Below are 26,286 nucleotides of genomic sequence, written 5' to 3' on the forward strand. Positions count from 1 at the left end.
CCATATGGCACAAGTCCAATTTGAACGAATCAAACCCAAGTGGATCAGACGGTTCAAGATGTATCCATGGAAGCTGATCTGAAATGGATCGAGTACAGTAGATTCCAAGCTGGAGATTCCATGCTGAATTCTGAAGTCATTGTCACGGCTTGGAAGGTTCAGCGGCTCGCCCCGTGAGCGAGTTTGAGTCGCCAGCAACCCTTTGTCGATCCATCTTTTGATTCGCCCCAAATCCGCATCGAGTTGGCTGGCAGTGCCCTTGATCATGCGGGCAAACGCTTCGGAGGCTATGTTCCATGCAAGATCAACAGCAACGCATCGTCGGTTATTTCATTGAGGAAGCCAAGGACTACCTCACAACCATCGAGCAAGGCCTCATGAACTTGCAGGGGACGATCGAAGACCCGGAGCTGATGGATGAGGTCTTTCGGGCGGCCCACTCGATCAAGGGGGGCGCGGGCATGTTGGAATTCGAGAGCATCCAACAGGCCGCCCACCGGATTGAAGACTTTTTCAAAGTCCTGAAAGAACATCCGATTCATATCGATCGGGAGTTGGAAAGCCTGTTCTTGCGGGCCTTTGACACCCTGGTGGAACTGCTCGACCATCTCCAGGGCCCCTTTGGCCTCACCACCGAAGTGGGCAACCGCGTGCTACAGGATTCAGAGCCGGCGTTTAATGCCTTGGCAGAACGTTTGGGCCTCGCCGTCCATGAAGTGGACATGCCCAGCGTGCTGCATCGTACCCTCTCATCCCAAAGTGAGGATGCTTGGGCGGCCGATCGCACCCATCAGGTTTTTCAGCAACAGGTGCCCCAACTGTTGCGGGAAATGTTGGATCTGTTTCGCCAAGGGGACAGTCCTCAGCAGCGCGCGCAGCTCCAATGGATGTGTCAGCGCTTGTCTGACTTGGGCAAAAGCAGTCGCATTACCGGCTGGGTGGAGCTACTGGATGCGGCCAGCCAGGCGATCGGTTGCCCCACCAACTCCTATAAAACCCTAGCGCCCACCATTATTCGCGACCTGAAGCAGGCTCAAGATCTGGTTCTGGACGATCGCAGCCAGGAGATCTGCTTGGGCAGTGAGTTACGGGCCTTGGTTCCCCAGCCGGTTGCCCCCAGCCCCAGCAGCCTGGATGTAGATCTATTTGACTTTGACGACTTACTCAACGACGAATTAGCACCCGAAATTACTGACATCACCCACAGCCAGGGCGATGAGTTTGAGCAAGATTGGTTTACAGAAACCAGCAACACCGTCGTAACCCGGATGGATGAGCTGGATTTAAGCCCCACCCCATCACCCACCCAAACCAGTCGGGTGGAACGGCCAAGGGCAGAACCGGGCACGGGGCCGGAAGTGGGCGTGGCTGAATTGGATGTGTTGGCGGACTTGTTTCGCCAAAGCTCCCAGGATTTGGAAGCTGATCTGCCGGGGCAAAGTTCGGAGTCAGGGGCTGGGTTACCCCTAAATCAGGCCGCAGACTATGACCTGTCAGATCTAATCTTTACCCATGAGGAATCGTCGGCGGATGCTGATGCCTTGACCAGTTCTCTGGATGCACTGGGCTACGATCTGCTGGATGAGATGGATACCACCGATTCGGTGGCGGATATGGGCTTAGAGTCCATCGATGACCTGTTGTCCTTTGGGGACGAGCCATCGAGTGGCAATGGACTGCTGGCGAATGCGGTTCAAGGCTCAGGGGCGATCGATCTCATTGGTGATGATGATCTGGATGCGCTGCTGGATGCGGTGGAAACGGCCACGGAAGTCAACCCGATCGCCTCGGATGACCTGTTCGATCTGGGCTTGGATGCGGAAGAGGAACCCACCGATCTGCGGGTGGTGCCCAGCGGCGACCTGACCTTCTCCACGGAGCTGATCAGCAATCCCACGGCGATCGAACCGATCCCCAATGAACTCCAAAAGTTGGGAGATGATGACCCGGATTTGACGACGGTGATTGATCCGGCGCTGGGGAATCTGGATGATCTCGATGGCAATTTCGGCTCAGACCTGGGGTTGGATCTGATTGATGGCCTGACGGGTGAGATTGCGCCTCCAGAGCTGACCCTCGATCCGCTACCGAAGACTGGGGCGATCGATGACATGGCTGATCTGGATGCTTGGGCCGCAGATTTGGCCAACGTAGATCTGGCCCATGCAGACCTAGACTTTGGCAATGCAGGACTGGCTGATCTAGCTGATCTAGATGTGGCGGCCGCAACGACCCCGGAAGCAACCGCAGATCGTTGGGGGGATGGGTTGGATCTCGGGGATATGTCGCCAGGGGAGTTGCCTGACTTGGCCGCGATCGACCTGGACGATAATTGGTCAGACTCCGCCCCTGATTTGGACTTCAACGATTTCAATAATCTGAGTGACTTCAGCGCCGTTGACCTGACCGATGATTTCAATAATCTGAGCGACTTCAGCGCCGTTGATCTGACCGATGAGGATCTCGCGCCGACCACCGCCATGCCGGCCCTGGTGGATCCGTCCCTAGACGACTTACCCGCCCTTGATCAGTTCGACTTGGATGGCATCTTGAATGCCAATCCCTTGGAGGAGGTAGACCCCTTCGCGAATCTGTTGGTGGAATCGCCCGATGTGATGTTGCCGGATGCGGAAACCTCAACCGCTGAGAACTTTATCCAAGACATCGATACCCTGCTGGACGATCCGCTTTCTGCGGAGCCGGCCGAGCTGGTCTATGAGGCGGCTGACCTCAGTTACGACGTGAATGGGGCCAAAGCCATTCGGATCGATCGCTCCACCCTCAGTTCCGAAGGTCTGGAAGATCTGTTCTCCGATCGGCGAACGACCGATCTGAGCGGTCTAGAAGAAGATCTAGATCTGGCCGAGGCCGAAGCAGATCTCGCAGGGGCCAATGATGATGCAGCCGCCCTCTGGACTCCGGAAAACTTCACTGAGCCGCCCATTCTCTCGGATTTGGATGCCCTGTTGGCCCCCGCTGCCGCGTCGGCCCCTGCTCCTGCGCTGGATGATGATTGGGCAGCCTTGGACGATTTGGACTTTGGGGAAGCGACCAGCCTGGAAGCCACCGCTGATGGCGAAGCCCCTGACTTCTTGATGGGAACGGCCGACTGGAGCAGCCCCTTGGATCTCAGTGAGCCACAGGAGGCAGCCAGTGCCGATCGCGCCGATGACTTTGACTTCGGGGGCCTGGGTGATCTAAACGACTTGAGTGGCTTAGGAGACTTGGGGACTTTGGGTGATTTTGGTAATTTGGGTGACCTAGGATTACCCGTTGATGCGGTTGATCCGCTGGCCGGTTCGGACTTGGAAGATTTGGATGCGCTCTTGGGTGCGCCCCCCACCAGTGAGCCGATGATGGACGGCCTCAGCGGTTTGGGTGATTTGGGCGATCTGGATCAACTGCTGAATCAGGAGCCGGGATCTGCGCCGGCCGGTGACAGCACCCTCGATGACCTGCTCAATGCCCTAGAGGGTTCCGCTGCACCGGCTCCGGCGAGCCAAGCGGCCAGCGATGCCGATGAGCTGGATAATTTGCTGAAGAATCTGAATCTGTCAACGACGACCGCCACCAACAGCCCCGATCGCTTTGAGGATCTATTTGGCGATGTGGCGGCCCCAGCCACAACCCCCGCGCCCGCTGGCAGTACCGGTGGCCTCGATCTAGACTTTGACGCTTTGGTGGAGATACTCGAGACCCCGGCCAAGGCTGCCCCAGCGACCGGCCCCAGCCCTGCGGTGTCTCCAGCTCGATCGGCCCCAACTCCCGTGGCGAACGGTCAGCGCGAAATGGAAGCGGCCGCCAACCGCAATTTACGGGCCGAGCAAATCATCAAAGTGCCGGTGCGGAACTTGGACAACCTCAACAACCTGGTTGGGGAAATGGTCGTGAACCGCAACAGCATGGAACAGGGCCAAGAGCGCCTGCGCCAGTCCTTGGAAAATCTGACCCAACGGGTGCAGCAGTTGGGGGATGTGGGGCAACGGATGCAGGACTTTTACGAGCGATCGCTCCTGGAAATGTCCCTGCTGTCGGGGCGGCGCGGCGGCAGTGGCGGCGGACATTCCGACACCCATCACAGCGGTGAGTCTGACACCCACGGCGGCCGGATGGGATTGGGAGAACTAGAGCTGGATCGCTTCACCCCCTTCCACACCCAATCTCAAGAAATCATTGAGTTGATTGTGCGGGTGCGGGAGTCTGCCTCCGACATTGACTTCGTGGTGGAACAAACCGATCAACTGGTGCGGAACCTGCGGCAAATCACCACCCAGATTCAAGAGAACTTGAATAAGTCGCGCATGGTGACCTTTGCGCGCACGGTGGAACGGTTGCCCCGGGCAGTGCGATCGGTGTCTGAGCGCTGTGGCAAGGACGTGGATCTGATCATTGAGGGCAAAGAAACGGCGATCGATGAGTTCCTATCCCAGGAGCTATCGAGTCCAATTACCCACATGATCAATAACGCCCTGGTGCATGGCATTGAAACGCCTGAAGCGCGGGTGGCGGCAGGCAAACCCCCCACCGGCAAGCTGACCATTCGGGCGTTTTATCAAGGGAACCAAACGGTGATTTCCTTGTCCGATGATGGGGCGGGAATTAATACGGAGCGGGTGAAACAAAAGGCGATCGAGAAGGGCTTGATTGACCCCAACCAGGCCCGCAATATGGTGCGCCAAGAAATCTATGAAATGCTCTTTCTGCCGGGCTTCAGCACCAAAGACCAGGCCGATGAGTTTGGCGGGCGCGGCGTGGGTATGGATGTGGTGATGCGCAAAATTCAGGAATTGCGCGGCAGCATCAGCATTGATTCAGAACTGGGACGGGGAACGACCTTCACCATCCGGTTGCCCCTGAACCTGAGTATTTGTAAGGCGCTGCGGTGCTTGAGCGATCACGCCACGATCGCGTTTCCGATGGATGGGGTGGAAGACACGCCGCCCGATATTCACCCGGAGGATGTGCAGACCGATAAGGAAGGTCGCCGCTGCATTGCCTGGCGCGATCGAATCTTGACGCTGCATCCCCTCACTGAGCTGCTGAAATACAACCGCCACCTGAGTCGCGGCAACATCTACGGCGGCAACCAGGAGGATGACTCCTTGGCGATCGTGGTGTTGCGCAGTGCCGGTGAGTTCATTGCGATCGAGGTCGATCGGGTACTGGGCGAGCAAGAAATCGTAATTAAGCAACCGGAAGGCCCCGTGCCCAAGCCCCTGGGCATTGCTGGGATGACGGTGTTGGGTGATGGGCGCGTCATGCCGATCGCCGATGTGCTGGAGCTAATTGACCTGGCGAAGGGTCGCATCCGACGCGATACCGTCAGCGGCCGTTGGGAATCCGACAACATCCACATCGTGGAGCCACCGACGGAGCAAAAGGATCCGATGGTGTTGATTGTGGACGACTCGATCACGGTGCGCGAGCTGCTGAAGATGACCTTCCAGAAAGCGGGTTATCAGGTGGAGCAGGCCCGCGACGGTCAAGAGGCTTGGGAAAAACTGCGATCGGGCTTGCCCTGCGACTTGGTGTTCTGTGATATTGAAATGCCGCGCATGGACGGCTTGCAGCTCTTGCAGCGATTGCAGACGGAAGAAACCCTCTGTGAACTGCCTGTGGCCATGCTCACCTCTCGGGGAGCCGACAAGCACCGGAAAATGGCCGTTGACTTGGGCGCAAAGGGTTACTTCACCAAGCCCTACCTGGAAGAAGCCCTCCTGGATGCGGCGCGGCGAATGCTGCGGGGTGAAGTGCTGATCACGGCCAATGCCTAACGCCTAAATTCCCGACCAGCGCCTAAGCAGTGCCTAACCAGTACCTAAGCTGCTCGGCCGAGCAATGCTCAATGGATCTTGAACCAACGGATCCTGCACGAGCGGCTTGATGGCCCTAGTAGTAGAGAGCCTGGAGTTCGGCCACCGGTTCGATCGCCAATCGATGTACCCGGTGACCATCTAGCACCGCATGGAAAGGAACCACCTCCACCACGCTGTTGGAATAGGCGATCGCCTCGAATTCTTCCACCCAATCGGTAGTCCAGGGTTGGTCAACGCCGATCGGTTGCCCGTGACGTTGGAGCTGGCGAATCAGGTGCGATCGAGCAATGCCCGGTAAGCAATCCCCCAGGGGCGGAGTCCACCAACGCCCATCCCGAAATCCCCAAAGATTGCCCGTGCTGGTTTCCAGCCAGCGCCCATCCTCATCAACCAAAATGGCTTCGGAGGCCGGTTCGGGGCCCAAAAACTGTCGCTGGGCCGTTTGCAATGCCAGCCAACAGGGAAGATAATTGCCCGTTTTGTGAGCGGCGATCGAACGGCGGTAGTGGGCTGCCTGGGCTACCCAAGCCACAATGCCCTGTGTTTGTTTTTGGGCCAAATTGGAGGGCAATTCTCGCCCCACAATCCACTCCCGCCCATCAGAAAAAAGAGTGACCCGCACCACCGGATATTCAGCCGCCAACAGGGTTGCTCCCTGTTCCACCTGTTCCCAATCCGGCTGGGGCAGGCCCAACTGACTGCGAGTGTTGTAGAGCCGATCGCGGTGGGCCAGCCATTGGGTCATGGGCCCGTGGAGATCGCGATCATAAATGCGCAAGGTTGTGAAGGTTGTGGCCCCAAATATCAACCCCGGATCCGTGACATCCAGAGTAATGGTGCGCTGATCGAGGGGTTGACCGTGATACCACTGGGCAGGCATGAAACCAATTGCGGGTAAGCTCAAAAATACTGACGGGATCATTGCCCCGCTTGTTTACCGTAATCGTTGTGCTGAATTTTGTCCCCTTGCTGAAACCTTGATTGGGTTAACCAACCGTTTGCACCGATCGAGTTCAGTGCCAAGCCGGTTGAGCTAATCCAGTTGAGCTAATCCAGTTGAGCCGATTCGGTTGAGCTAATCAGCATGATGGCGATCGAGTTCAGAACTCAACCAAAACAGCGCCATTGCGGAGAACTAGAACTACCTCAGGTTTTCGGTTGCCAGGAGCGATCGACCGGGGGCCATTGGGAAACTACAGGAAAACGGGATCTGGGGAGATGCTTGACTGGGGCTTGATTTGGGCGCTGGGTTTTTTGGGTAGTTTTGGTCACTGTGCGGGTATGTGTGGGCCTTTGGCGGTGGCCTTTGCCCTGTCGGGAGACCCTCGATCCTTGCCGCAAGCGGGAGCCAAAACCTGGTGGCAGTTGGGCCGCTTCCATTTGTTGCTGAATTTGGGGCGAATTTTCAGCTATGCCGTGGCGGGCGGGGCGATCGGGAGTTTGGGATCTTTGCTGGTGGCGGGCGGACAACTGACGGGGATTGATAGCCCCCTGCGCCAAAGCCTGAGCGTCCTGACGGGGTTGATGTTGATTTGGTTTGGCCTTGCCCAAGTGCGACCCCAATGGTTGCCCCGCTTGCCGCTCTGGCATCCCCTGGCCCGGGGGCCCCAACGCGATCGCCTCGAAAAAACCATGCTCACCATTGCTGGCCAAACCCGTTGGTGGATGCCGTTGGCCGTGGGGCTGGTTTGGGGGCTAATTCCCTGTGGATTTTTGTATGCGGCCCAGATTAAGGCGGCGGAAACGGGCAGCGCGATCGGGGGCAGCCTGACCATGCTGGTCTTTGGGCTGGGAACCTTACCCACCATGGTTTTAACGGGCGCTTGGGCTGGCTCCATTGGCCAAGATCGACGCAGCCAACTCTTTCGGATGGCCGGTTGGGTGACGATCGCGATCGGGCTGTTAACCCTGGGTCGCACCAGCGCCATGCAGGATCTGACGGGCTATGGTTCCTTGGTGCTGCTGAGTTTATCCCTGATCGCTCGGCCCATCAGTCGGTTGTGGGCGGCCCCCCTGCGCTATCGCCGGGTGATCGGGGTGGGCGCTTGGTTGTTGGCCCTGGCCCATACGGGCCATATGCTCGATCACTCCCTGGATTGGGACTGGGGGGCGGTGGGCTTTTTGCACCCTCGCCAGCAGGTGGGGATTTGGGCCGGTGTGGGGGCGATCGGGCTGCTAACGTTGTTGGCTCTCACCAGTTTCGATCGAGCCATGCGCTGGTTAGGCTCCCACTGGCGCACCTTACACCTGGCTGCCATTCCGGCCCTGGTGGTGATCGGGATGCACATGACCCTGGCGGGCGGGCCAACCACGATCGGGGATGGGGGATTGGTTTGGCGGCGGGCGATGGGGGTTGGCTGTGGGCTAACCCTGGTTTTGTTGGCGCGGGTGCGTTGGTTTTGGCAACTGTGGGGCCTGGGTGCGCTCTATCACGGCGTGGCCGGTGCGTCTGCATCTCTGACCGCCGCCCCATCCCAGGATTTCACTAGTTCCAGCGATCGGGTCTGATAGCCCAAAGATTGATAAAGGGCGATCGCCGCTTGGTTGCTGGCTCCCACTTGCAGCCCCAGGCGATCGCAACCGGCCTGTTTGGCCTGCTGTTCCGCCTGATGCAGCAGGGCCCGAGCCAAACCGCGCCGCCGTTCCGCCGGTTGCACATAGAGCCAAAGCAGTTGGGCCCGTCGTTGGCCGGTTTCTGGGTCGATCGCCCAGCCCAACCACAGACCCGCAACCCAAGATTGACCGTTAGATTGACCGTCACTAGCCTGAGCCGTGGCCGCTTCCACCCACCACAGTTGCCCATCGGCCGTCCAGAGTCGATCGACCAACAGGGCGATCGCTGTTGGGTCTGGACTCAGGGGCATTAGCTCTCGGTAGGTGGCCGCCAAGCCCGCCAACAATTGGGGGCGATCGGCCCGGCTCCCTCGCCGTAATCGATAGCCTGTGGGTAACTGATCAGATTGTTGCCCCATCCCAGGCTCCGGCCCCGGGTCGGATGGCTGATTCATGGCGGCATTAGTCCGCAGACTTCAACCCGCAGGCTACAAACTGGCAGAGAGATCCAAATCGGGCGCAGACCCTTGCACCAACGCAGACAGGGAAGGCGGCAACGGTGCAGAGGGCGTAGTTTGTTGAGCAATGGGGGAAGGGAAGTCGATCGCCCCGATCGGTGCGGGCGCGGCCAAATCATTGGGCAAGAAGATCCGTGCACTCACGGCGATCAATGCCACCGCGAAGATCAACACCACCAGGAAGGGAGCCACATACTGCCGGAAAAACGCCATCACCGACCTCTCTAATTTTGATAACGTTCTGTAATATTTCTTGGCACTTATTTTGACAGAAAACCCGCCCAATCCCGCATTGGGTTTCTCAGAATTTCTCGCGGAAATTTTTCGTCGGCATTTCCCGTGAACATTTCCCGCAGATATTTCTACCAGCGACCTCATCCATGGGCCATGGTCTAGACCTGTGCTGAATGTCGTTGCAACGGCATAGACAATCAGCAACCGACAATCCGAAACCAACGATCCAAAACCAACGATCCAACCCAATTGCTATGGATGCAGCCATTCCTCGATCGCCCCTGTTAGCTTGCCAAGGCGCAACCCAAGGCGGTCGATCGCCCTTGGGGCCGATTACGGGGGCGATCGAACCCGGAGAGCGGCTGTTGATTGTGGGGGCACAGGCCCCGGAGATTTTGCGCTGGTGGGTGCGGCTGTCGGAGCCAACGGCTGGCGATGTGCTGGTTCAGGGACAGCGGGTGCAAACGCTGGATCCCGTTGCCCTGCGGCGGCGGGTGGCTTGGGTGGCTCCTCGATCGACCTTGCTGGCTCCGACGGTGGCGGCAACCCTCGCCTATCCCCTGGCGTTGCTGGGCCAAGACTCCCGGGCGATCGAGGCGGCCATTCAGGAAACCTGCGATCGCTTTGGGATTCCCGCCAGTTGGCTAACCCGCCAAGCCTTTCAACTGACCGCCGCCGAGCAACATTGGGTGGCGATCGCGCGGGCTAGTTTGTTGCAACCGTTGGTGTTGCTGTTGGGTGACGGGTTTGAGGGCTTAACCAAGGAACAGAGCGATCGCCTGCAAAACCTGCTGCAAAATCAAGCATTCAGCTCCCAAACCGCCGCAGTTGTTTGCACCGCCACCACGATCACTGGCCTGAGGGCTGCCCCGATCGCCACCCGCTGTTGGGTGTTAACGCAAGGGCAACTGACGACCGATCGGCCGGCTTCCGAAATGGACTGGGCTGCCCTGGAAAAACAATTCCCCTCGGTTAATCAGGCCGGCCTTGATTCCGGCATGAATTCTGGCACAGATTCCGATCCCGAAGCTGATTGGTTTTGAAGTGGTTTGGCTATGTTCTGCCAGTGGCCCTGCATGGCCTGTGTCGCCATCGGGCCCGTGGCATTTCAATCGGCTGGCAAGACGACACGCGGAGCCAATAGCGGCCCCGCCTCCCCCGTTGTTAGGGCCCCAACTCCCAACAACCGACCGGACTGATCCAAAACACGGGCGATCGGGTCGGTTTGCTCCTGCTTGAGGGATGCGCCGCATTGCGGTATTGGGGGCCATTCCGCGAGGGCGATCGCTTGGCCAAAAAACCAGCGCTTCACGGCCTCTTCCGCCAAGGTTACCGTGGGCAGATGGGTCAAGCCCAAGGCTGGGTCGATCGGTTGCCACCCTTGCCCGATCGCCGCTTCCAATTGCTCCAGTGTCAGGCTGTTTTCCAAGGTGAAGCCGCCGCTGGCCGTTCGTTTCAAATGGGCCAACGTGCCCCCCACGCCCAAGGCCGCGCCCAGATCTCGGGCGATCGAGCGGATATAGGTTCCGGGGCCACAGTCGATGGTTAAGTCCAACTCCGGCTCGGCTCCTGGTCGCCAAGCCTCGATCGTGATTCGATCGATCTGCACTTGTCGCTCCGGCACTTCCACGGTCTTACCTTGTCGCGCTAAATCGTAGAGCCGCTGCCCATCCACCTGAATAGCGCTGTATTGGGGGGGAATCTGTCGAATGGGGCCAATGAATTGCGATATTTGGCTGGAAATGGCTTCTAAGGTGAGGCTGGTTAAGGCCTCGGGCGATCGCGCCGTCAGCACTTCCCCTTCCAGGTCGTCGGTGGTGGTGGTGATGCCAAGGCGAACCGTGGCTGCGTAGGATTTGGCCCCCGGCAAAAATTGCAACAGACGGGTGGCGGGCCCCAGGGCGATCGGCAACACCCCGATCGCGGCCGGATCCAACGTGCCCCCATGGCCCGTCCGTTTGCACCGCGTCAGCCGCCGTACTTTGGCCACGCAATCGTGGGACGTGAAGCCCGCCGGTTTGCACAAGTTCAAAAATCCACAAACCATCGCCTAATTGCACCTACAGGGGACAAACACCTGATTTTTGATTTCCAATTTTTGATTTCTAATTTCTGAATTCTTGGTTCTAATTCTTGCTCAAGCCGGATTGCTGCTAGCGTTCTGTTTGGTCAGATGTGGGCCGAGAGCAGCCGTTTCAGCCAGCCTCAGACACGCAAAGGGGTAGAGATGCAGCCCACATCTCCACCCCCTGTGATTGCAGCCTGCGCCCACCGCGATCGCCCGAAAACGACCTTGAACGCAAACCAAATTTCATGGGTTTTTGGTCTCTGAAGGGACGGCCCTAGGCCGCCATTCCCTGAATGATGTAGTCGAAGTAAGGCTCGGTGGCAGCGGCATCTTCGGTGCTCAGAAGGCCCAAAGTGGCTTCCTTGAGACAACGCACGGCTTCCACCATCCCCGGCAGCGGGACACCCAAGGAGTTGTACATTTCGCGTGCGCCCACCAGACCAATGGTTTCGATCGGTTCTTTGTCGCCCGCCAACACGCCGTAGGTCACCAGTCGCAGATACCAGCCATAGTCCCGAAGGCACTGGTTCCGCTCCCGTTGGCCATAGGCATTGCCGCCGGGAGCAATAAAGTCCGGACGACGTTGCCACAGCTTGCGGCTGGCTTCTTGCACAATCTTTTTCTCACTGTCGGCCAGCGTTTGGGCAATCCGAATACGCTGCTCGCCGGTTTTTAAAAATTCCGAGATGCTCTTAAGCTCGCCACTGCTAGGGTAGCGAAGCTCATCGTCGGCTTTCAGAATGACTTGGCTAACTACGCTCATAATATCGAGAGTATCGGAATATCGTTTCCACTCTACCAAAGTTTTTTCGCGGCAAAACCTTCGGGCGAATTGACCCCTGATTGGGGCGATCGCCCGGGGCTGGAATGGGCCGAGACCCCTTAGCAAAAATGGGGCCAAACCATTGCCCAGTCGGTTTTCGTCAATCGGGAAATCGTTGGCTTGGGTTTACTTAGGGGCGATCGATTCAGAGGGCTGTTGCTGATCCCAGATCCTCCACAAAAGGCCTTGGTCGGGGGTGTCGATCGGTGGCAGCTTTGGTGAAGATTTGTAACAGATACCCCGAAGCCTGTCTCAGGTTTGGCGACGACTGCCGGGGACTGGGCCGGGAGTAGCTAAGAGTCAGAAAGATTCGGATTCTGACCTGGATCAGATCTGGATCAGAATCTAGACAGGAATGGGCAAAAGGGGCAGGAGGAAATTTTGCTGGAATTGCATTGTCATACGACGTTTTCCGATGGCACGCTGACTCCGACGGAGTTGGTGGCGGCGGCGATCGCAGCGGGGGTGCGGGCCCTGGCCATTACGGATCACGATACCTGCGCTGGTTTGGATGAGGCGATCGAGGCGGCGGGCGATCGGCTCGAAATTGTGCCGGGGTTGGAACTGAGCGTAGTTCACAACGGGCGATCGCTCCATATTTTGGGGTTTTATCCCGATCGCGATCGAATTCATGAACCGCTGGCCGTGCGCTTGGCCGGCCGTCGCCAGCGGGCCCAACGCATGGCGGAAAAGCTGGCGGAGTTGGGCTACCCGATCAAGCTGCCGGAATTACCCGGCAACATGGCTCCCGGCCGACCGCACATCGCCCAAGCGCTGGTGGCGGCGGGCCATGTCACGTCGGCTCAGGAAGCGTTTACCCGATTTTTGGGGGATGATCGCCCGGCCCATGTGCAATACGACAAATTTTCGATCGTGGAGGGCATGAACCTGCTCCGATCTGCTGGGGCCGTGCCCGTTTGGGCCCATCCTTACCTGTTTCGTGGGGGCAATGTGGAAGACACCTTGCCGGAACTGGTGGCGGCGGGGCTGTTGGGCTTGGAGGTTTATCATCCCAACCACAGCCTGACGGAGCAAAAGCGCCTTTTGGAACTGTGCGATCGCTATGGATTGTTGGCCACGGGCGGCAGTGACTACCATGGCCCCGCCCCGAGTACCAGGGCTGAACGCCGCGACAGCTTAAATCAATTTCAATTGCCCCTGGCCTTGCTCGATCGCCTAAAACAGGTCAAGGCCACCTTGGCAATAGAAACCAATTATTGATTGGGCAGCCACCCAAACCCGATCGACCCCAAAATCGCCACCCCAAAGATCAATCGATAGATCACGAAAATCCAAGTGTTTTGGGTCTGCAAAAACTTCAGCAACCAAGCGATCGCCGCATAGGACGACACCGCCGCCACCACAACGCCCACCGTTAGCGACAACCCCGCACCGGCCGGCAACCCTTCTTTCAAAACACCCACCAGTTCCACCAACCCCGCCAGGGTAATGGCGGGAATGCCCAGCAGAAAGGAGAAACGCGCCGCCGCTGCCCGATCGATGCCGGACAACAGGCCCGCCGTCAGGGTTGATCCCGATCGCGAGACCCCGGGAATCAGGGCCAGGGCTTGGGCCGCCCCTAAAATTAATCCATCGTTCAACCCCAGGGAGTTGTAGTGGCGGTGGCGGCTGCCGGTCACTTCCGCTAAACCCAGCAGCAGGGCCATGACGATCGAGGCGATCGCGATCGCTCCCAAGCTCCGGAGCGGGGAATTGTCAAAATCGGGGATGAATTTCTTAATTGCTAAGCCGCCAGCCACAATGGGCAACGTTCCCAGACCAATGCCAAGGGCAATCCGAAACTGCCGATCGCCCCAATCCTTGCGGGAAATGGCTTGGGCTGACCCGATCGCCAGGGCCGTTAAATCTGCCCAAAAATAAGTCAGCACCGCCGCGATGCTCCCCAGTTGGATCACCGCCGTATAGGCCACGCCCGGATCGCCCCAACCGAGCACCACGGGCACAACCTTCAGGTGGGCCGTGCTGCTGATCGGTAAAAATTCCGTTAGCCCTTGCACCAGCCCCAGGCCGATCGCCTCCAGCCAGCTCACACCATCACTCACCGGAACCGTTGGGTCAGCCGCTTGGGCCGCAGCCCCCAAGCCCACCAGCCAAACCCCCAGCCCCATTCCGGCCCACCAGCGGTAAACCCGCTTGATTTGACTCTGTCCTTTGCTGCTCGATCGCCCTTGCTGTGAATTACCCATCGTTAAACCTGATTGGCCCCAACCATGCCTGAAAATGCTCAGCACCCTCAACCACTGTTCTGAATTTCTGCTGGATTTCTAAGGACTGATGCTAAGGACTGAATACGATGTCCTTGATTCGCAATCCGCCTTCCTTGCCATGCTACCCAACGGCGTTCCTCCGCCATCATTCCAATCGCGGCTGATATTGTGGCTGATTTTGCCGCATCCCGAAAACCAACTGCTATCGGTGATGCACCGTGGGGGCTATGGTATGTTAAGAAAACTAAAGATAAAAATTAATAAACCTAACCAAAGTCGCAGGTTTTCTCATTTTGGTTGCCTATCCCTCCTCTGCCAGCGCCATTACGCCGTTTCGTCGATCGGCTGGCCCCGGTCGTTTGATGTCCGCGAATTTGGCGGCGGATGCCTCGGCTAGTGATTGCCCTGATGAGACAACCCTGATTCCCCCTGCCCCGCCGATCGCCAGCCCATCGCCCGTGGCCTTGGGCTGGATGTTTGTGGCGGGGTTGTTCCTGGTGTCGGGCCCCGTGTTTGTGGAAGCCCCCTTGGTGCGATCGTTCCCCATCCTTTGCACCGCCCTCACCCTGCTTTGGAGCCTGTTGGGGGCCCGGTGGCTGGAGTCGCCCAAGTGGCGGGTTTGGGGCGACCTGTTGGTGGGGTTTAGCTGGAGCTGGCTGGCGGGTTCGCTCTATTGGGGCTGGTTGCGTTGGGAACCCACAGTTCACCTGCCCATGGAGGCGATCGCCCTGCCCCTGGCGCTAATCTCCGTGCGATCAAGCTGGGGACGCATTGGCAGCCTGTTCTATCTCGGCTCCTTGTTGGGAACCGCCATCACCGATAGCTATTTCTATTGCGTGGATTTGATGCCCGCCTGGCGCGAGGCGATCGCCGCCGAAAGTGCCGATCTTCACACCGTTGCCCCGATCCTGCACGGAGCCTTAGCCAAAATGCACACCCCCTTTGGCCTGGGCTGGGCCGCGTTGCTGGCGGGTACGTTGCTGTTTGCTGGCCTGGGCGCGGGTTGGTGGGCTAAGCGATCCCAGGATGCTGGCTGGATGGTGTTTAGTGCGGCCCTGTTGGGCACTCTCTTTGTCGATGGCCTATTCTGGCTGAGTGCCCTGTTTGCCTAATTTGCCTAATCGGCCCCGTTGGCCCCAACCGTGGCGTAGCCCAAAATCTGCACAGGCTGTACGGAGGAGCTGTCAATGGCGGTGTATATTGTGCCGGACTAAAACAACACCTAGTCTCCAGGACTTTCACTTGTGCGCGCGTGGTTACGCTCCAGCCCTGTCCGCATTTAATTCTGAGAACCGAATCCGGCAGCCGGTACTTACCCCTTGTCGGTAGCGCTTGCTGGACGATCGGTCGTAGCCCAGACAATGATTTTGTGCTGGGCGATCCTTGGATCTCGCGCAACCATGCCATGCTCCAGTGCATGGAGGATGGCGCGTTCTATTTGATTGATCTGGGAAGTCGCAATGGTTCCTTCGTGAATGGCCGCCGGGTGAGCATTCCCGTCACCCTGCAAAGCGGCGATCGCCTGACCTTTGGCCAAACGGAACTGGATTTTTATGCGCCCGCCCACGATCGGGACTACAGCACCAGCGATAGTTTTGAATTTTCTGTGACTGCAACGCTCCATGTGCGACGGCTGATCACGATTTTGGTGGCTGATATTCGGAATTTCACGGGGCTGACCCGACAAACGGACGAAAAAGTCCTCTCGGAGGCGATCGGGACTTGGTTTCGCCAAGCGGGCAACATCATCCGTGAATCCGGCAGTTGGGTGGATAAATATATCGGCGATGCTGTGATGGCCGTGTGGATTCACGGGGAACAGGAAGTGAGTCCCCGGGAAGTGCTGCAAATTTTTGAGGCGGTCAATGCACTGCAAAAAATGACCCGCGACTTGCATTTGCACTATCCTTTGCCCTTTCCGTTGCGAATTGGTACCGGGGCCAACACGGGCTATGCCATGGTTGGCAACACCGGCAGCAACGATCGCCCTGATTACACCGCCCTGGGCGACACGGTGAACGCTGCCTTTCGGTTGGAGTCTTGCACCAAGGAATTGCAACTGGATGTGGCGATCGGGAAAACCACCTACCAGTATCTCTGTGCCTTGAATGGCTCTGCCTGCGAGATTTTTCAGGAATATCGCGTAAACCTCAAGGGCTATGACACCGAAAGCGTCACCTATGCCGCCACCTACGACAATCTTGATCGGTTTTTAACCGCCCATCATCGATCCCTGGAACTGGATTTTTAAAATTCAACTTGATTAAAATCCAAATTAAAATCCAATCAATTGCCTCCCTTGACCCAAGTTTGGTCTAACTGGCGAATTGAGATGAAGACCAGGACCGTGTGGAAAATCCTAGGGCCGATCGTTGGTCAATTGTTCTCGATCGAGATTCAAAACTTTGGCCAATCTCCACCAACACCTAGGGATGTAATGTCGGTGCAATCCCATGGGCGCAAACGGTATTACTCAACACGACCCTAACCATGATTTTGGGCTTCTGTTGCTATAGTGGAATGAAATTTTGTTGGGTTTTGCATCCAAGCAATGGGACAAAGAATCGACTATTGGCAACTATTGGCAAATTTTACTGGCTTGAGTCACTGATTTCTTTCAAACAGCGATCCAAAAAACAACCATAAGGAATGATCATTCCTGGAGTTTTTGATGAACGTCCTGCTGCTATATCCTCTTTTTCCGAAAAGCTTTTGGTCCTTTGAGAAAACCCTAGCCTTGCTCGATCGCAAGGCAATGCTCCCGCCCTTGGGATTGGTGACGGTGGCGGCGCTTTTGCCCCAAAGCTGGAATTTTAAGCTGGTGGATTGTAATGTCCGTGACATCACCGAAGCGGAGTGGGATTGGGCTGATTTGGTGATTTTGTCGGCGATGATTGTGCAAAAAGATGATTTGCTCGATCGCATCAGAGCCGCAAAACAACGGGGCAAACGGGTTGCCGTGGGCGGCCCCTATGCCACGGCCCTGCCGCAGGAAGTGAGCGATGTGGGGGCCGATTATCTGATTTTGGATGAAGGGGAAATTACCCTGCCCCTGTTTGTGGAGGCGATCGAACGAGGCGAGCTAGCGGGCACTTTCCGCGCCAACGGGGTGAAGCCCGACGTAACCGAAACGCCCATTCCGCGCTTCGACCTGCTGGAATTTGATGCTTATGCGGAAATGTCGGTGCAATTTTCGCGGGGCTGCCCATTCCAGTGCGAATTCTGCGACATTATTGTGCTCTATGGTCGCAAGCCGCGCACCAAAACGCCTCAACAACTCTTGCGAGAATTGGACTACCTGTATGAGTTGGGATGGCGGCGCAGCATCTTCATGGTGGATGACAACTTCATTGGCAACAAACGCAATGTGAAGCTGTTCCTAAAAGAGCTGTTGCCTTGGATGGTGGAGCATCAATATCCCTTCTCCTTTGCCACGGAAGCTTCGGTGGACTTGGCTCAGGATCAAGAACTGATGGATATGATGGTGCAGTGCAATTTTGGGGCTGTGTTTTTGGGCATTGAAACGCCCGATGAGGAAAGCCTGACCCTGACCCAAAAGCATCAAAATACCCGAGATTCCTTGAGCGAGGCGGTGATCGCCATTGCCCGATCGGGTCTGCGGGTGATGGCCGGTTTTATCATCGGTTTTGATGGGGAAAAAGCCGGTGCGGGCGCAAGAATTGTGCAATTTGTGGAAAAAACGGCAATTCCCACCGCCCTGTTCAGCATGTTGCAAGCCCTGCCGGATACGGCCCTTTGGCATCGACTGGAGCGGGAAGGGCGGCTGCGCAGCAAGTCGGCCAACATCAACCAAACCACATTGATGAACTTTGTGCCCACGCGCCCCCTCGAAGACATTGCGCGGGAATATGTGGCGGCTTTCTATGAACTCTACGATCCGGAACGGTTTTTAGATCGGGTTTATCGCCACTTCCGCTTGCTGGGGGAAGCGACCTATCCCAAGAAGGGCAAGGGATCGCGCAAGCCCATTAACTGGGTGACGGTTCGGGCATTGCTGACCATTTGTTGGCGGCAGGGGGCGTTGCGGAAAACGCGCTGGCAGTTCTGGCGCAACCTGTGGAATATGTGGCGGCATAACCCCGGCGGCATCAGCAGCTATCTATCGGTTTGCGCCCAAATTGAGCATTTCATGGAATATCGCGAAATTGTGCGATCGGAAATTGAAGAGCAAGTGCAGCAGTTCTTGGCGGAGGAATTACGCCTGAAGAATAGTCAACGGGCGGAAGCGATGGTTTAAGGATCGGGAGCCTGTTGGGCCTAAGGGGGGCAGCCAAGAATGGGCGATCGCACGCCCAAAATCTATGCAACAATTAGCTCTCGACTGGCTCTCGCCCGTTTGTCTGTTTGCGAGCAATAGCGAAAAAGGTTGGTGGGGCTTCCATCAGCCCGGTCGCAGGTGGCTCGAAACTTGAGATACTGGTGATATTATTCGATTTTTTCACCAGCGAAGGCCGTTGCTCAGTCTCGGTGCCCATGGGTAACTGAGAGCGAAGCGCGATCGCGTTGGTGGTTCCGCCATGATTTGCTGTGTCTTGTAAGGAGGTACCGGTTCTCATGAAACGGTTTGTTCGCCTGGTATTTGCGATCGCCCTGGTCGCGCTCACGTGGATTGGCGCGGGCTATCCTCAGGCTGCATGGGCTGAAGCATCTTTAAACAATGCCGATGCCAAGTTGGCGACGGAATTTGGCAAAAAAATTGATTTGAACAATACCAATATCAGCAACTTCAAGGCTTACCGGGGTCTGTACCCGACGTTGGCGCAAAAGATTATTGCGAATGCGCCCTACAGTGCGCCGGAAGAAGTGCTGAAGATTGGCGGCCTGAGCGATCGGCAACAGAGCCTTTTAAAGGATTACTTGGATGCGGGCACCTTCACGGTGACGGAACAGGATCCGATCTTCAATGAAGGGGATCACCGCATTAACGATGGCGTTTACAAATAACGTTAGGTTACCCCTGATTGGTTTCCAGGACTAATCAAAGGGCTAATCAAGGGTTCCGGTCATCGCAATATTGCCATTGGAACCGAAGATAGTGATTCACCCCGCCCGATGATCGGCTTGGCCGGTTTGATTGCTCCATCGGGTTTGGGGCCCCGCACTCGGAATTCCCGTATCCGGAATCCGTGAACTAGATTATTAAAGGCGATTGCGCAGCGGTAGTTTAGCTCCCGGCGCGATCGCCTTTTGCTTAAATCTGGTTGAATCTCGTTAGGTCTCGGGCAGTGATCCGAGAAATTCAGCGTCTGTTGCGGTTTGGCGGCGGTGATCGCTGGCTGTGGCGCTTTTGCTTGGCAATCCCACGATTTTTAGCTTTTTTTAGCTTTCTGTGCCCAATGATGAGTGATCCTTTGCCGGCTGTGGAAATTGAGCGCCCAACGGTCGATCGCTTTGATGTGATCGTGGTGGGTTGTGGGGCGGCGGGGTTATATTCAGCCCTCTGTTTACCGGCTGAGCTGTCGGTGGCGGTGGTGACCAAGGCCACGGTGTCGCGATCGGCGAGTGATTGGGCCCAAGGGGGGCTGGCGGCGGTGACGGCTCCCGATGATTCGGTGGCGTTGCATGTGGCCGACACACTGGCGGCGGGGGCGGGCCTGTGCGATCGGGTGGCGGTGGAATTTTTGGTGGCGGAAGCGCCGGCCTGCGTGGCGCAGTTGGTGGAACTGGGGGTGGCGTTCGATCGCGATCAGGGACAGTTGGCCGTCACCCTGGAGGCGGCTCACTCCCGACGGCGGGTGCTCCATGCGGCGGATGCAACGGGGCGAGCGGTGGTGAGTGCCTTGGTGGCGCGGGTGTTGGAGCGATCGAACATTACGGTGCTGGCGGAAACCCTGGCGATTGACCTGTGGCTGACCCCCGATCGGCAAAGCTGCCAAGGAATTGCCTGTTTGCAGGAAGGGCAACTGCGGTGGCTGGCGGCCGGAGCCACGATCTTGGCCACGGGCGGCGGCGGCCAGGTTTTTGCCCACACCACTAATCCCAGCGTTAGCACGGGCGACGGCGTGGCCATGGCCTATCGCGCTGGGGCCGTGCTGCGCGATTTGGAATTTGTGCAGTTTCACCCCACGGCCTTGGATATTCCCGGTGCACCGCACTTTCTAATCAGCGAGGCGGTGCGGGGTGAGGGGGCCCACTTGGTGGATGACCAAGGGCGGCGGTTTGCCTTTGATTTTCATGAGGCGGGAGAGTTGGCCCCGCGTGATGCGGTCAGTCGGGCCGTCTATTCCCACTTGCAACGGCATGGGGGCGATCGGGTGTGGTTGGACTTACAACCCATTCCCGAAGCGCAAATTTTGCACCGGTTTCCCAATATCTTGAAGGCTTGTCGTGATTGGGGCATCGATCCGCTGCGGGAACCAATTCCCGTGTCGCCTGCGGCCCACTATTGGATGGGGGGCATTGCGACCGATCGAGCCAATTGCACCTCCTTAGGGGGGCTATATGCCGTGGGTGAAACCGCCAGCACCGGGGTGCATGGGGCCAATCGCTTGGCCAGTAATTCCTTGCTGGAATGCATTGTGTTTGGGGCCCAGTTCCGAAACTTGACCGTGGCCCAAGGGTCGGTGCTGCCGATCGAGCGGTGCTTGTCGCTGCCGACCATCGCCTTTGAGCCATCGCCGGACTTGGCGCACTGGCGAAATTATTTGCCCAAGCTGGTTTGGAGTGCGGCGGGCATTTGTCGCAAATCATCGACCCTGATCGACGCGATCGCCCAGTTGCAAGCGGCCCAATCCACCCTGCGCAACTTGCCGATTCAACAATTGTTGACCCAATTGCAGCCGGGTGAAACCTGCCAAATTTTGGACGATCGCGCAATCTCGGCGGTACATCAGTGGGTGGAAACACGCAACTTGCTGGATGTGGCCACCTCGCTGCTGGAGAGTGCCCTGTTCCGAACGGAAAGTCGCGGCGGTCACTATCGAGTAGATCACCCCAATACGGATCCAGCTTGGGCCTGTCACACCCTGTTGCAGGGGAACAAGCGCTGGATTTCCCAATCGGGTTTGGGCGATCGCACCAGTCTCCCTTGGGTCTGATCGTTCGATCGCCTTATGGCAACTTAGCTCAGGAGTTGGGCGATCGCCTGGCGATACTCACTCTTTTGCTTCACGCCGCGAAACTCCGCTGCCTTGGCCTTGTTGTGGAAAATCATCACCGTTGGCGTTCCGGTTACCCCCGCCCCTTCGGCAATTTGCGGCTCATCCTTCACATCCACCTCCACAAAGTGAATTTGCCCCTCAAATTCATCCACCACCTTATCCAGCATGGGTTTCAGGATGTGGCAAGGGCCGCAATCGGGGGCAACGAACTTCACCACCAAGGGGCGATCGGTCTCGTGGTAAAGCTTGCGAACCGCGTAGCCGCCAAAGTGGCGCGTGGCTTGTGGATTGAAAGTTTCTTCCGTATCCGCCACGATCGGCTTGTCTTCAGTCACGGAGGCCGCCGTTGGCTCGGTGCTGTCGCGCTTCACCTCCTGGGCCAAGCCCTGAGCCGAAAGCCACCGTTCCGCCAACAGGGCCGCTGCGCAACCGGTTCCGGCCGCCGTGATCGCTTGCCGATATTCATGATCTTGCACATCACCGGCCGCAAACACCCCCTCCACGCTGGTTTCCACGCTGTGGGGACGGGTTTTGATGTAGCCCACCTCGTCTAGGTCAAGCTGCCCCACAAACAAATCGGTGTTGGGTTTGTGCCCGATCGCGTAGAACAAACCACGGGCGGCGATCGTTGATTCTTCGCCGGTTTGCTGGTGCTGGACCCGTAGGCCGGTCATGCCCGTTTCGTCCCCCACCACATCGATCGCGGTGGTGTGCCAATGAACCGTGATCTTCGCATTGGCCAACACCCGGTCTTGCATGGCCTTGCTGGCCCGCATTTTGTCCGATCGCACCAACAAATGCACCCGTGAGCCATATTTCGTCAGGTACATCGCTTCTTCGGCGGCCGAGTCGCCTCCACCAATCACCACTAGCTCGGCGTTTTGGAACATGGGCATGGCTCCATCACAAATGGCGCAGGCGGAAATGCCCCGGTTCCAAAATTCCGTTTCGCTGGGCAGCCCCAGCCGCTTGGCCGTGGCTCCGGTGGCAATGATGACGCTGTGGGCTCGCAATTCCCGATCGGTCGATCGCACCACAAAGGGCCGCTGGCTCAAGTCCACAAAGGTGACATCTTCCGTCACCACCTCCGTGCCCCACCGTTCCGCCTGGGCGCGCATCCGATCCATCAATTGCGGGCCCGTGATGCCCTCCGGGAAGCCGGGGAAATTTTCCACTTCCGTGGTGGTCATCAGTTGGCCACCGGGCAGACCGCCCGCCTGGAAGCCCGCAAACATAAAAGGTTTCAAGTTGGCACGAGCGGCATAGATGGCAGCCGTGTAACCGGCGGGGCCGGAACCGATGATCACGACATTTTCAACGGTGTTGGGTGCAGAAGCGGCGCTGGTCATGGATGCTTTATCTAAACTCATACCGACTATGAATAAAATAGCATAGTCAGAATTCCGTTGCCATCCCAGCAATTGATTCAGCAGTGCAGGCATTCGTTCAGGTATTGATTAACCCTTGCCCCGTTGCTTCAAGGCAGGAAGGATGTCACCCTAAAATCAATGTGATGGTGTGGTGTGCGTGGTGAGTAACGTTCCTGCGTTTAATCTAACGGAGCAATTTCCGCAAATTCGCGACGAAGTGAATGCGGCGGTCTTGGAGGTTTTGGCTTCCGGTAAATACATTGGCGGCGCGGCGATCGAGTCCTTTGAGCAGGATTTTGCCCGCTATGTGGGTACGGAATTCTGTGTGGCCTGTAATTCCGGAACCGATGCTCTGTATTTAGCGTTGCGGGCCCTGGGTGTTGGCCCGGGGGATGAGGTGATTGTGCCGCCTTTCACCTTCATTGCCACCACGGAAACCGTGAGCGCAGTGGGTGCGGTTCCGGTGTTTGTGGATGTGGATGCGGAGACCTTTAACCTGGATCTGGACGCGGTGGAACGGGCGATCGGGCCGCGCACCAAAGCGATTATTCCCGTACACCTGTTTGGCCAGCCGGTGAATATGGAGCGGCTGATGACGATCGCCCGGGCCAGCAACCTGTGGGTGATTGAAGATTGTGCCCAAGCCACGGGAGCAAAGTGGGGCGATCGACGGGTGGGCAGCATTGGCCACGTGGGTTGCTTTAGTTTCTATCCCACCAAAAATTTGGGCGCTTGCGGCGATGGCGGGGCCATGACCGTGAACGATCCTCAACTGGCGGCGGATTTGCGGATGTTGCGGGAGCATGGCCAGCGCCAACGCTACTACCACGAGGCGATCGGGGTGAATAGTCGCCTTGATGCCATTCAGGCGGTGATTCTGCAAATTAAGTTGCGATCGCTCGATCAGTGGAACCAACAGCGCACCGCGATCGCCCAGCGCTATCAACAGGGTCTCGCCGGTTTGCCGGGCCTGCGTTTGCCCCAGGCGATCGCTGGCGGAACTAGCGTTTGGAATCAATACACAATCCAAGTGGGTGAGGGCAGCGCCGGCCCAGAACTGCGCGATCGGTTGCGGCAAGCCCTGCAAGATCGCGGTGTGGGGACAGCGGTTTACTATCCTCTGCCGCTGCACCTACAAGCGGTCTACGCCAACTTGGGCTATCAGCCGGGATCTTTGCCCGTTTCCGAGCAATTGGGCCATTGTGTCTTGTCCTTGCCCATGTTCCCAGAGCTGACCCCAGAGCAACAGGATCGCGTCATCAACGACCTGCGAGAGGTGTTGACTGCGGTTCCTTTGCCGACGAACTGTGTCGGGGTTTAGGGAAACCGATTAACCAATGCATTGATTGACAAATGCATTGATTGACAAATGCATTGATTGACAAGCGCATTGATTGACAAACCCATTGATTGGCCAATAAATCCATGAATGGGTGAGTGAATAATCGATGAATTGATGAATCAAGGACTGTGAATGAGTCGTGAATTGGTCGTGAATTAATGGTTGGCGGATTGATTTTGGGCCCGCCGAAGGGCCCAGCGGCGCATTGCCCAAATGCCCAGCCCGAACAGTAACCAATAGGGGGTGTAGGCCAACAGCCACAGGGTGATTTGCAAGAGGCCGATCGTGACTTGACCCACCGATTGCGTCGCCTTACCCCAGGTTTCCGCCAACTGGGCCGTAATGGGGTTGGCATCGGCCAAACCAGCCACGCTCTGTTCGATCGTTAAGTTCACGGTGGAATAGGCCACGCGGGTGCGCAGATTTTTCAGTTGGGCTTCAATTTGCTCAATCTGTTGGCGAGTTTGGCTGACCTGTTGATTCACCGCCAAAATGTCGCGCACGGAGCCAGATTTTTGCAGCAAGGCGAGCAAGCTGTCTTCGGTGCGGCGCAGGTTGCGTAACCGGGCATCGGCATCCACCAGTTGATCAGTCACGTCTTCCGCTTGCATGGCTCGGTTTTGCAGGTAACCCAATTGGGTGACGGCGGCCACGGCGCGATCGAGTTGGTTGGCGGGAACCCGAAACTGTAATTCTGCGATCCGGCTGGTGTCGGTGCGGCGATCGTTGAGACTAATCACATCGCCCTGATTTTCCTTGACGATCGCTTGGGTGGCTTCCAGGGCTTTGGTGACCGAATCTGCCTTCAGGGCCAGGGTGACGGTTTTGATCAGTTGCGGTTGGGCGATCGGGCTGGGGGGCGACTGCGCATTGGCCGCCAAATCGCTATCGTTGGGGGCTAATGCCTGGCGCTCTTGGCCGCCCGCTGCGGGAGCCATGGCCTCGGGCATGGGTGCTGCGGCTTTGTTGGCCATGCTGCCCCCGCCACAGCCGGTTAACGCAACACCCAACAGGAGGGCCCACAGGGGCGATCGACTGTTACGGGTCACTTGGGGAGAATTCACCAGCACCAACGATCGAGCCATGGAAGTTGCCTGCTCTGTGTGTTTCAGACTTGGGAGTTCAAACTTGTTGTGCTTCCGACGGTTTCAGCGATTAATCAACCAATTACAGATTAACCAGTGACCAATCAACCGGTGACCAATCAACCCATCAATCAACAAATTTGGGAAGTCGATTTTTATCGTCGGCCCATGACCGACACCGCAGGGCAACCCCTTTGGGAATTAGTCCTGTGCGATCGGGCCCAAACGTTTGTGTTTCGAGATGTTTGCCCCCAAAGCTCGATCGACACCAATTGGTTAGCGGAGCGGCTGATGGCGGCTATGGGTGACAATGCTACCCCGCCCGATCGGCTCTGTGTGTTTCGGCCCCAATCCCTGAGTTTGGTGGAAGCGGCGGCTGCGCGGTTGGGTTGGCCCGTGACCGCCACACGCCGCACCCAGGCGCTGAAGGATTGGTTGCAAAAACGGGCGATCGAGTCCCCCCTGCTCGACCCGGCCACCGGTCAGCCTTACGATCCCTTGGCGATCAATTCGCCGCCACCTTTGCCCCTGGCGGACTCGCTATGGGGGGATTCTTGGGGGTTTGCCAGTTTGTCGGCGGAGGTGTTGGCTCGGCAGTTAGCCCAGCGGCCAATCCCCTACGGCGATCGCCCTTCGGAATTATTTCCCGATCGCCTGGGTCTGTCTGCTAAGGCTCCTATTCCCGGGGTTGTGGTGAACGGTGGGCGGCGATCGCGTGCGTTGGCCCAATGGCTCAATGGTGTGCAGCCCGTTGCCCTCAGCTTCGTGCCCGGTGAGCCGGATGGGGTAATCTTGGAAGCCGGCCTGTGCGATCGATGGATTTTAGCCACCAGCCAAGATTCGGAATTGCGCCAAGCTGGCCTTGCGTTTGAGTCTCGAAAGTCCACCGTGCGCCACCTGCACTTCTTGCTCATTCAACCGGATAATTCCGGCATGACCTATACGGGGCTTTGGTTTTTGCAACCTGCCTGAGCTGATCACTGCTCGGTGACGGCAAGGGATTGACCTGCCGGATCGTTCGGTTTTGTTCAATTTCAATCTTGTTCAATCGTGTTTGATCAAATGCGCCTAATCAAACACGTCTAATCAAACGTACTTAATTAAAAAACTTGTTCAAACGCGCTCGAT

The 26,286-nt window shown here is 57.4% G+C and carries 19 protein-coding genes; 11 read left to right on the forward strand and 8 right to left on the reverse strand.

Annotated features, from left to right (window positions below; genetic code table 11):
- The first annotated feature begins 296 nt into the window (after positions 1 to 296).
- Complete coding sequence (locus AMR42_RS02060; RefSeq protein ID WP_099531796.1) at positions 297 to 5,774, forward strand: response regulator; 5,478 nt, start codon at positions 297 to 299, stop codon at positions 5,772 to 5,774.
- Positions 5,775 to 5,889: 115 nt separating this feature from the next.
- On the opposite strand, the gene AMR42_RS02065 is transcribed toward AMR42_RS02060, so the two are convergent.
- Entirely contained in the window at positions 5,890 to 6,696 is an 807-nt protein-coding gene (locus AMR42_RS02065; protein ID WP_099531797.1) for an aminotransferase class IV, read from the reverse strand.
- A gap of 338 nt (positions 6,697 to 7,034) precedes the next feature.
- Between AMR42_RS02065 and AMR42_RS02070 the strand changes: the two genes are divergently transcribed.
- Positions 7,035 to 8,324 (forward strand): sulfite exporter TauE/SafE family protein, encoded by a 1,290-nt coding sequence (locus tag AMR42_RS02070; RefSeq protein WP_099531798.1) that lies wholly within the window; start codon positions 7,035 to 7,037, stop codon positions 8,322 to 8,324.
- Here the strand turns inward: AMR42_RS02070 and AMR42_RS02075 are convergent.
- Positions 8,246 to 8,788, reverse strand: coding sequence for a GNAT family N-acetyltransferase (locus tag AMR42_RS02075; protein WP_158234319.1), 543 nt, complete (start codon positions 8,786 to 8,788; stop codon positions 8,246 to 8,248). The two genes, AMR42_RS02070 and AMR42_RS02075, sit on opposite strands and share 79 nt — an antisense overlap.
- Before the next feature lie 69 nt (positions 8,789 to 8,857).
- Positions 8,858 to 9,100, reverse strand: coding sequence for a hypothetical protein (locus tag AMR42_RS02080; RefSeq protein WP_099531800.1), 243 nt, complete (start codon positions 9,098 to 9,100; stop codon positions 8,858 to 8,860).
- Positions 9,101 to 9,375: 275 nt separating this feature from the next.
- On the opposite strand from AMR42_RS02080, the gene AMR42_RS02085 reads away from it, so the two are divergent.
- Positions 9,376 to 10,164: an ATP-binding cassette domain-containing protein gene (locus AMR42_RS02085; protein WP_099531801.1), complete on the forward strand. Its 789-nt coding sequence runs from the start codon at positions 9,376 to 9,378 to the stop codon at positions 10,162 to 10,164.
- Positions 10,165 to 10,229: 65 nt separating this feature from the next.
- Here AMR42_RS02085 and truB read toward each other — a convergent pair whose 3' ends face one another.
- Both truB and AMR42_RS02095 read right to left on the reverse strand, forming a co-directional pair.
- The gene (gene truB, locus AMR42_RS02090) at positions 10,230 to 11,168 is read right to left on the reverse strand and encodes a tRNA pseudouridine(55) synthase TruB (protein WP_099531802.1); all 939 of its coding nucleotides are present in this window, start codon (positions 11,166 to 11,168) and stop codon (positions 10,230 to 10,232) included.
- Positions 11,169 to 11,463: 295 nt separating this feature from the next.
- Complete coding sequence (locus AMR42_RS02095) at positions 11,464 to 11,952, reverse strand: allophycocyanin subunit alpha-B (RefSeq protein ID WP_099531803.1); 489 nt, start codon at positions 11,950 to 11,952, stop codon at positions 11,464 to 11,466.
- Positions 11,953 to 12,393: 441 nt separating this feature from the next.
- Between AMR42_RS02095 and AMR42_RS02100 the strand changes: the two genes are divergently transcribed.
- Entirely contained in the window at positions 12,394 to 13,233 is an 840-nt protein-coding gene (locus AMR42_RS02100; protein WP_099531804.1) for a PHP domain-containing protein, read from the forward strand.
- Here the strand turns inward: AMR42_RS02100 and AMR42_RS02105 are convergent.
- On the reverse strand, positions 13,227 to 14,219 hold the full coding sequence (locus tag AMR42_RS02105) for an undecaprenyl-diphosphate phosphatase (protein WP_099531805.1): 993 nt from the start codon (positions 14,217 to 14,219) through the stop codon (positions 13,227 to 13,229). The genes AMR42_RS02100 and AMR42_RS02105 overlap by 7 nt on opposite strands.
- A gap of 314 nt (positions 14,220 to 14,533) precedes the next feature.
- Between AMR42_RS02105 and AMR42_RS02110 the strand changes: the two genes are divergently transcribed.
- From AMR42_RS02110 to nadB, 5 genes are all read left to right on the forward strand, one after another.
- On the forward strand, positions 14,534 to 15,352 hold the full coding sequence (locus AMR42_RS02110) for a DUF3120 domain-containing protein (RefSeq protein WP_199858053.1): 819 nt from the start codon (positions 14,534 to 14,536) through the stop codon (positions 15,350 to 15,352).
- Between the two features lie 140 nt (positions 15,353 to 15,492).
- A complete protein-coding gene (locus AMR42_RS02115; RefSeq protein ID WP_099531807.1) occupies positions 15,493 to 16,491 on the forward strand; it encodes an adenylate/guanylate cyclase domain-containing protein in 999 nt (332 codons plus the stop codon).
- Positions 16,492 to 16,911: 420 nt separating this feature from the next.
- Complete coding sequence (locus AMR42_RS02120) at positions 16,912 to 18,498, forward strand: B12-binding domain-containing radical SAM protein (protein ID WP_099531808.1); 1,587 nt, start codon at positions 16,912 to 16,914, stop codon at positions 18,496 to 18,498.
- Between the two features lie 317 nt (positions 18,499 to 18,815).
- Entirely contained in the window at positions 18,816 to 19,205 is a 390-nt protein-coding gene (psbU, locus tag AMR42_RS02130; RefSeq protein WP_099531810.1) for a photosystem II complex extrinsic protein PsbU, read from the forward strand.
- Between the two features lie 392 nt (positions 19,206 to 19,597).
- Positions 19,598 to 21,298 (forward strand): L-aspartate oxidase, encoded by a 1,701-nt coding sequence (gene nadB, locus AMR42_RS02135; RefSeq protein WP_099531854.1) that lies wholly within the window; start codon positions 19,598 to 19,600, stop codon positions 21,296 to 21,298.
- A 23-nt stretch (positions 21,299 to 21,321) separates the two neighbouring features.
- Here nadB and trxB read toward each other — a convergent pair whose 3' ends face one another.
- On the reverse strand, positions 21,322 to 22,731 hold the full coding sequence (gene trxB, locus AMR42_RS02140; RefSeq protein ID WP_099531811.1) for a thioredoxin-disulfide reductase: 1,410 nt from the start codon (positions 22,729 to 22,731) through the stop codon (positions 21,322 to 21,324).
- A 148-nt stretch (positions 22,732 to 22,879) separates the two neighbouring features.
- Between trxB and AMR42_RS02145 the strand changes: the two genes are divergently transcribed.
- The gene (locus tag AMR42_RS02145; RefSeq protein WP_099531812.1) at positions 22,880 to 24,052 is read left to right on the forward strand and encodes a DegT/DnrJ/EryC1/StrS aminotransferase family protein; all 1,173 of its coding nucleotides are present in this window, start codon (positions 22,880 to 22,882) and stop codon (positions 24,050 to 24,052) included.
- Positions 24,053 to 24,228: 176 nt separating this feature from the next.
- Here AMR42_RS02145 and AMR42_RS02150 read toward each other — a convergent pair whose 3' ends face one another.
- The gene (locus AMR42_RS02150; RefSeq protein ID WP_099531813.1) at positions 24,229 to 25,158 is read right to left on the reverse strand and encodes a DUF4349 domain-containing protein; all 930 of its coding nucleotides are present in this window, start codon (positions 25,156 to 25,158) and stop codon (positions 24,229 to 24,231) included.
- A 96-nt stretch (positions 25,159 to 25,254) separates the two neighbouring features.
- On the opposite strand from AMR42_RS02150, the gene AMR42_RS02155 reads away from it, so the two are divergent.
- The gene (locus AMR42_RS02155; protein WP_234406501.1) at positions 25,255 to 26,130 is read left to right on the forward strand and encodes a Tab2/Atab2 family RNA-binding protein; all 876 of its coding nucleotides are present in this window, start codon (positions 25,255 to 25,257) and stop codon (positions 26,128 to 26,130) included.
- Positions 26,131 to 26,286 lie beyond the last annotated feature (156 nt).

This window comes from Limnothrix sp. PR1529 (assembly GCF_002742025.1).
Classification (GTDB): Bacteria; Cyanobacteriota; Cyanobacteriia; order CACIAM-69d; family CACIAM-69d; genus CACIAM-69d.

Coding starts and splice junctions, on each gene's coding strand:
- AMR42_RS02060 (WP_099531796.1), top strand. CDS start 297: ATGCAAGATCAACAGCAACGCATCGTCGGTTATTTCATTGAGGAAGCC.
- AMR42_RS02065 (WP_099531797.1), bottom strand. CDS start 6,696: ATGCCTGCCCAGTGGTATCACGGTCAACCCCTCGATCAGCGCACCATT.
- AMR42_RS02070 (WP_099531798.1), top strand. CDS start 7,035: ATGCTTGACTGGGGCTTGATTTGGGCGCTGGGTTTTTTGGGTAGTTTT.
- AMR42_RS02075 (WP_158234319.1), bottom strand. CDS start 8,788: ATGGGGCAACAATCTGATCAGTTACCCACAGGCTATCGATTACGGCGA.
- AMR42_RS02080 (WP_099531800.1), bottom strand. CDS start 9,100: ATGGCGTTTTTCCGGCAGTATGTGGCTCCCTTCCTGGTGGTGTTGATC.
- AMR42_RS02085 (WP_099531801.1), top strand. CDS start 9,376: ATGGATGCAGCCATTCCTCGATCGCCCCTGTTAGCTTGCCAAGGCGCA.
- truB (WP_099531802.1), bottom strand. CDS start 11,168: ATGGTTTGTGGATTTTTGAACTTGTGCAAACCGGCGGGCTTCACGTCC.
- AMR42_RS02095 (WP_099531803.1), bottom strand. CDS start 11,952: ATGAGCGTAGTTAGCCAAGTCATTCTGAAAGCCGACGATGAGCTTCGC.
- AMR42_RS02105 (WP_099531805.1), bottom strand. CDS start 14,219: ATGGGTAATTCACAGCAAGGGCGATCGAGCAGCAAAGGACAGAGTCAA.
- AMR42_RS02120 (WP_099531808.1), top strand. CDS start 16,912: ATGAACGTCCTGCTGCTATATCCTCTTTTTCCGAAAAGCTTTTGGTCC.
- psbU (WP_099531810.1), top strand. CDS start 18,816: ATGAAACGGTTTGTTCGCCTGGTATTTGCGATCGCCCTGGTCGCGCTC.
- nadB (WP_099531854.1), top strand. CDS start 19,598: ATGATGAGTGATCCTTTGCCGGCTGTGGAAATTGAGCGCCCAACGGTC.
- trxB (WP_099531811.1), bottom strand. CDS start 22,731: ATGAGTTTAGATAAAGCATCCATGACCAGCGCCGCTTCTGCACCCAAC.
- AMR42_RS02150 (WP_099531813.1), bottom strand. CDS start 25,158: ATGGCTCGATCGTTGGTGCTGGTGAATTCTCCCCAAGTGACCCGTAAC.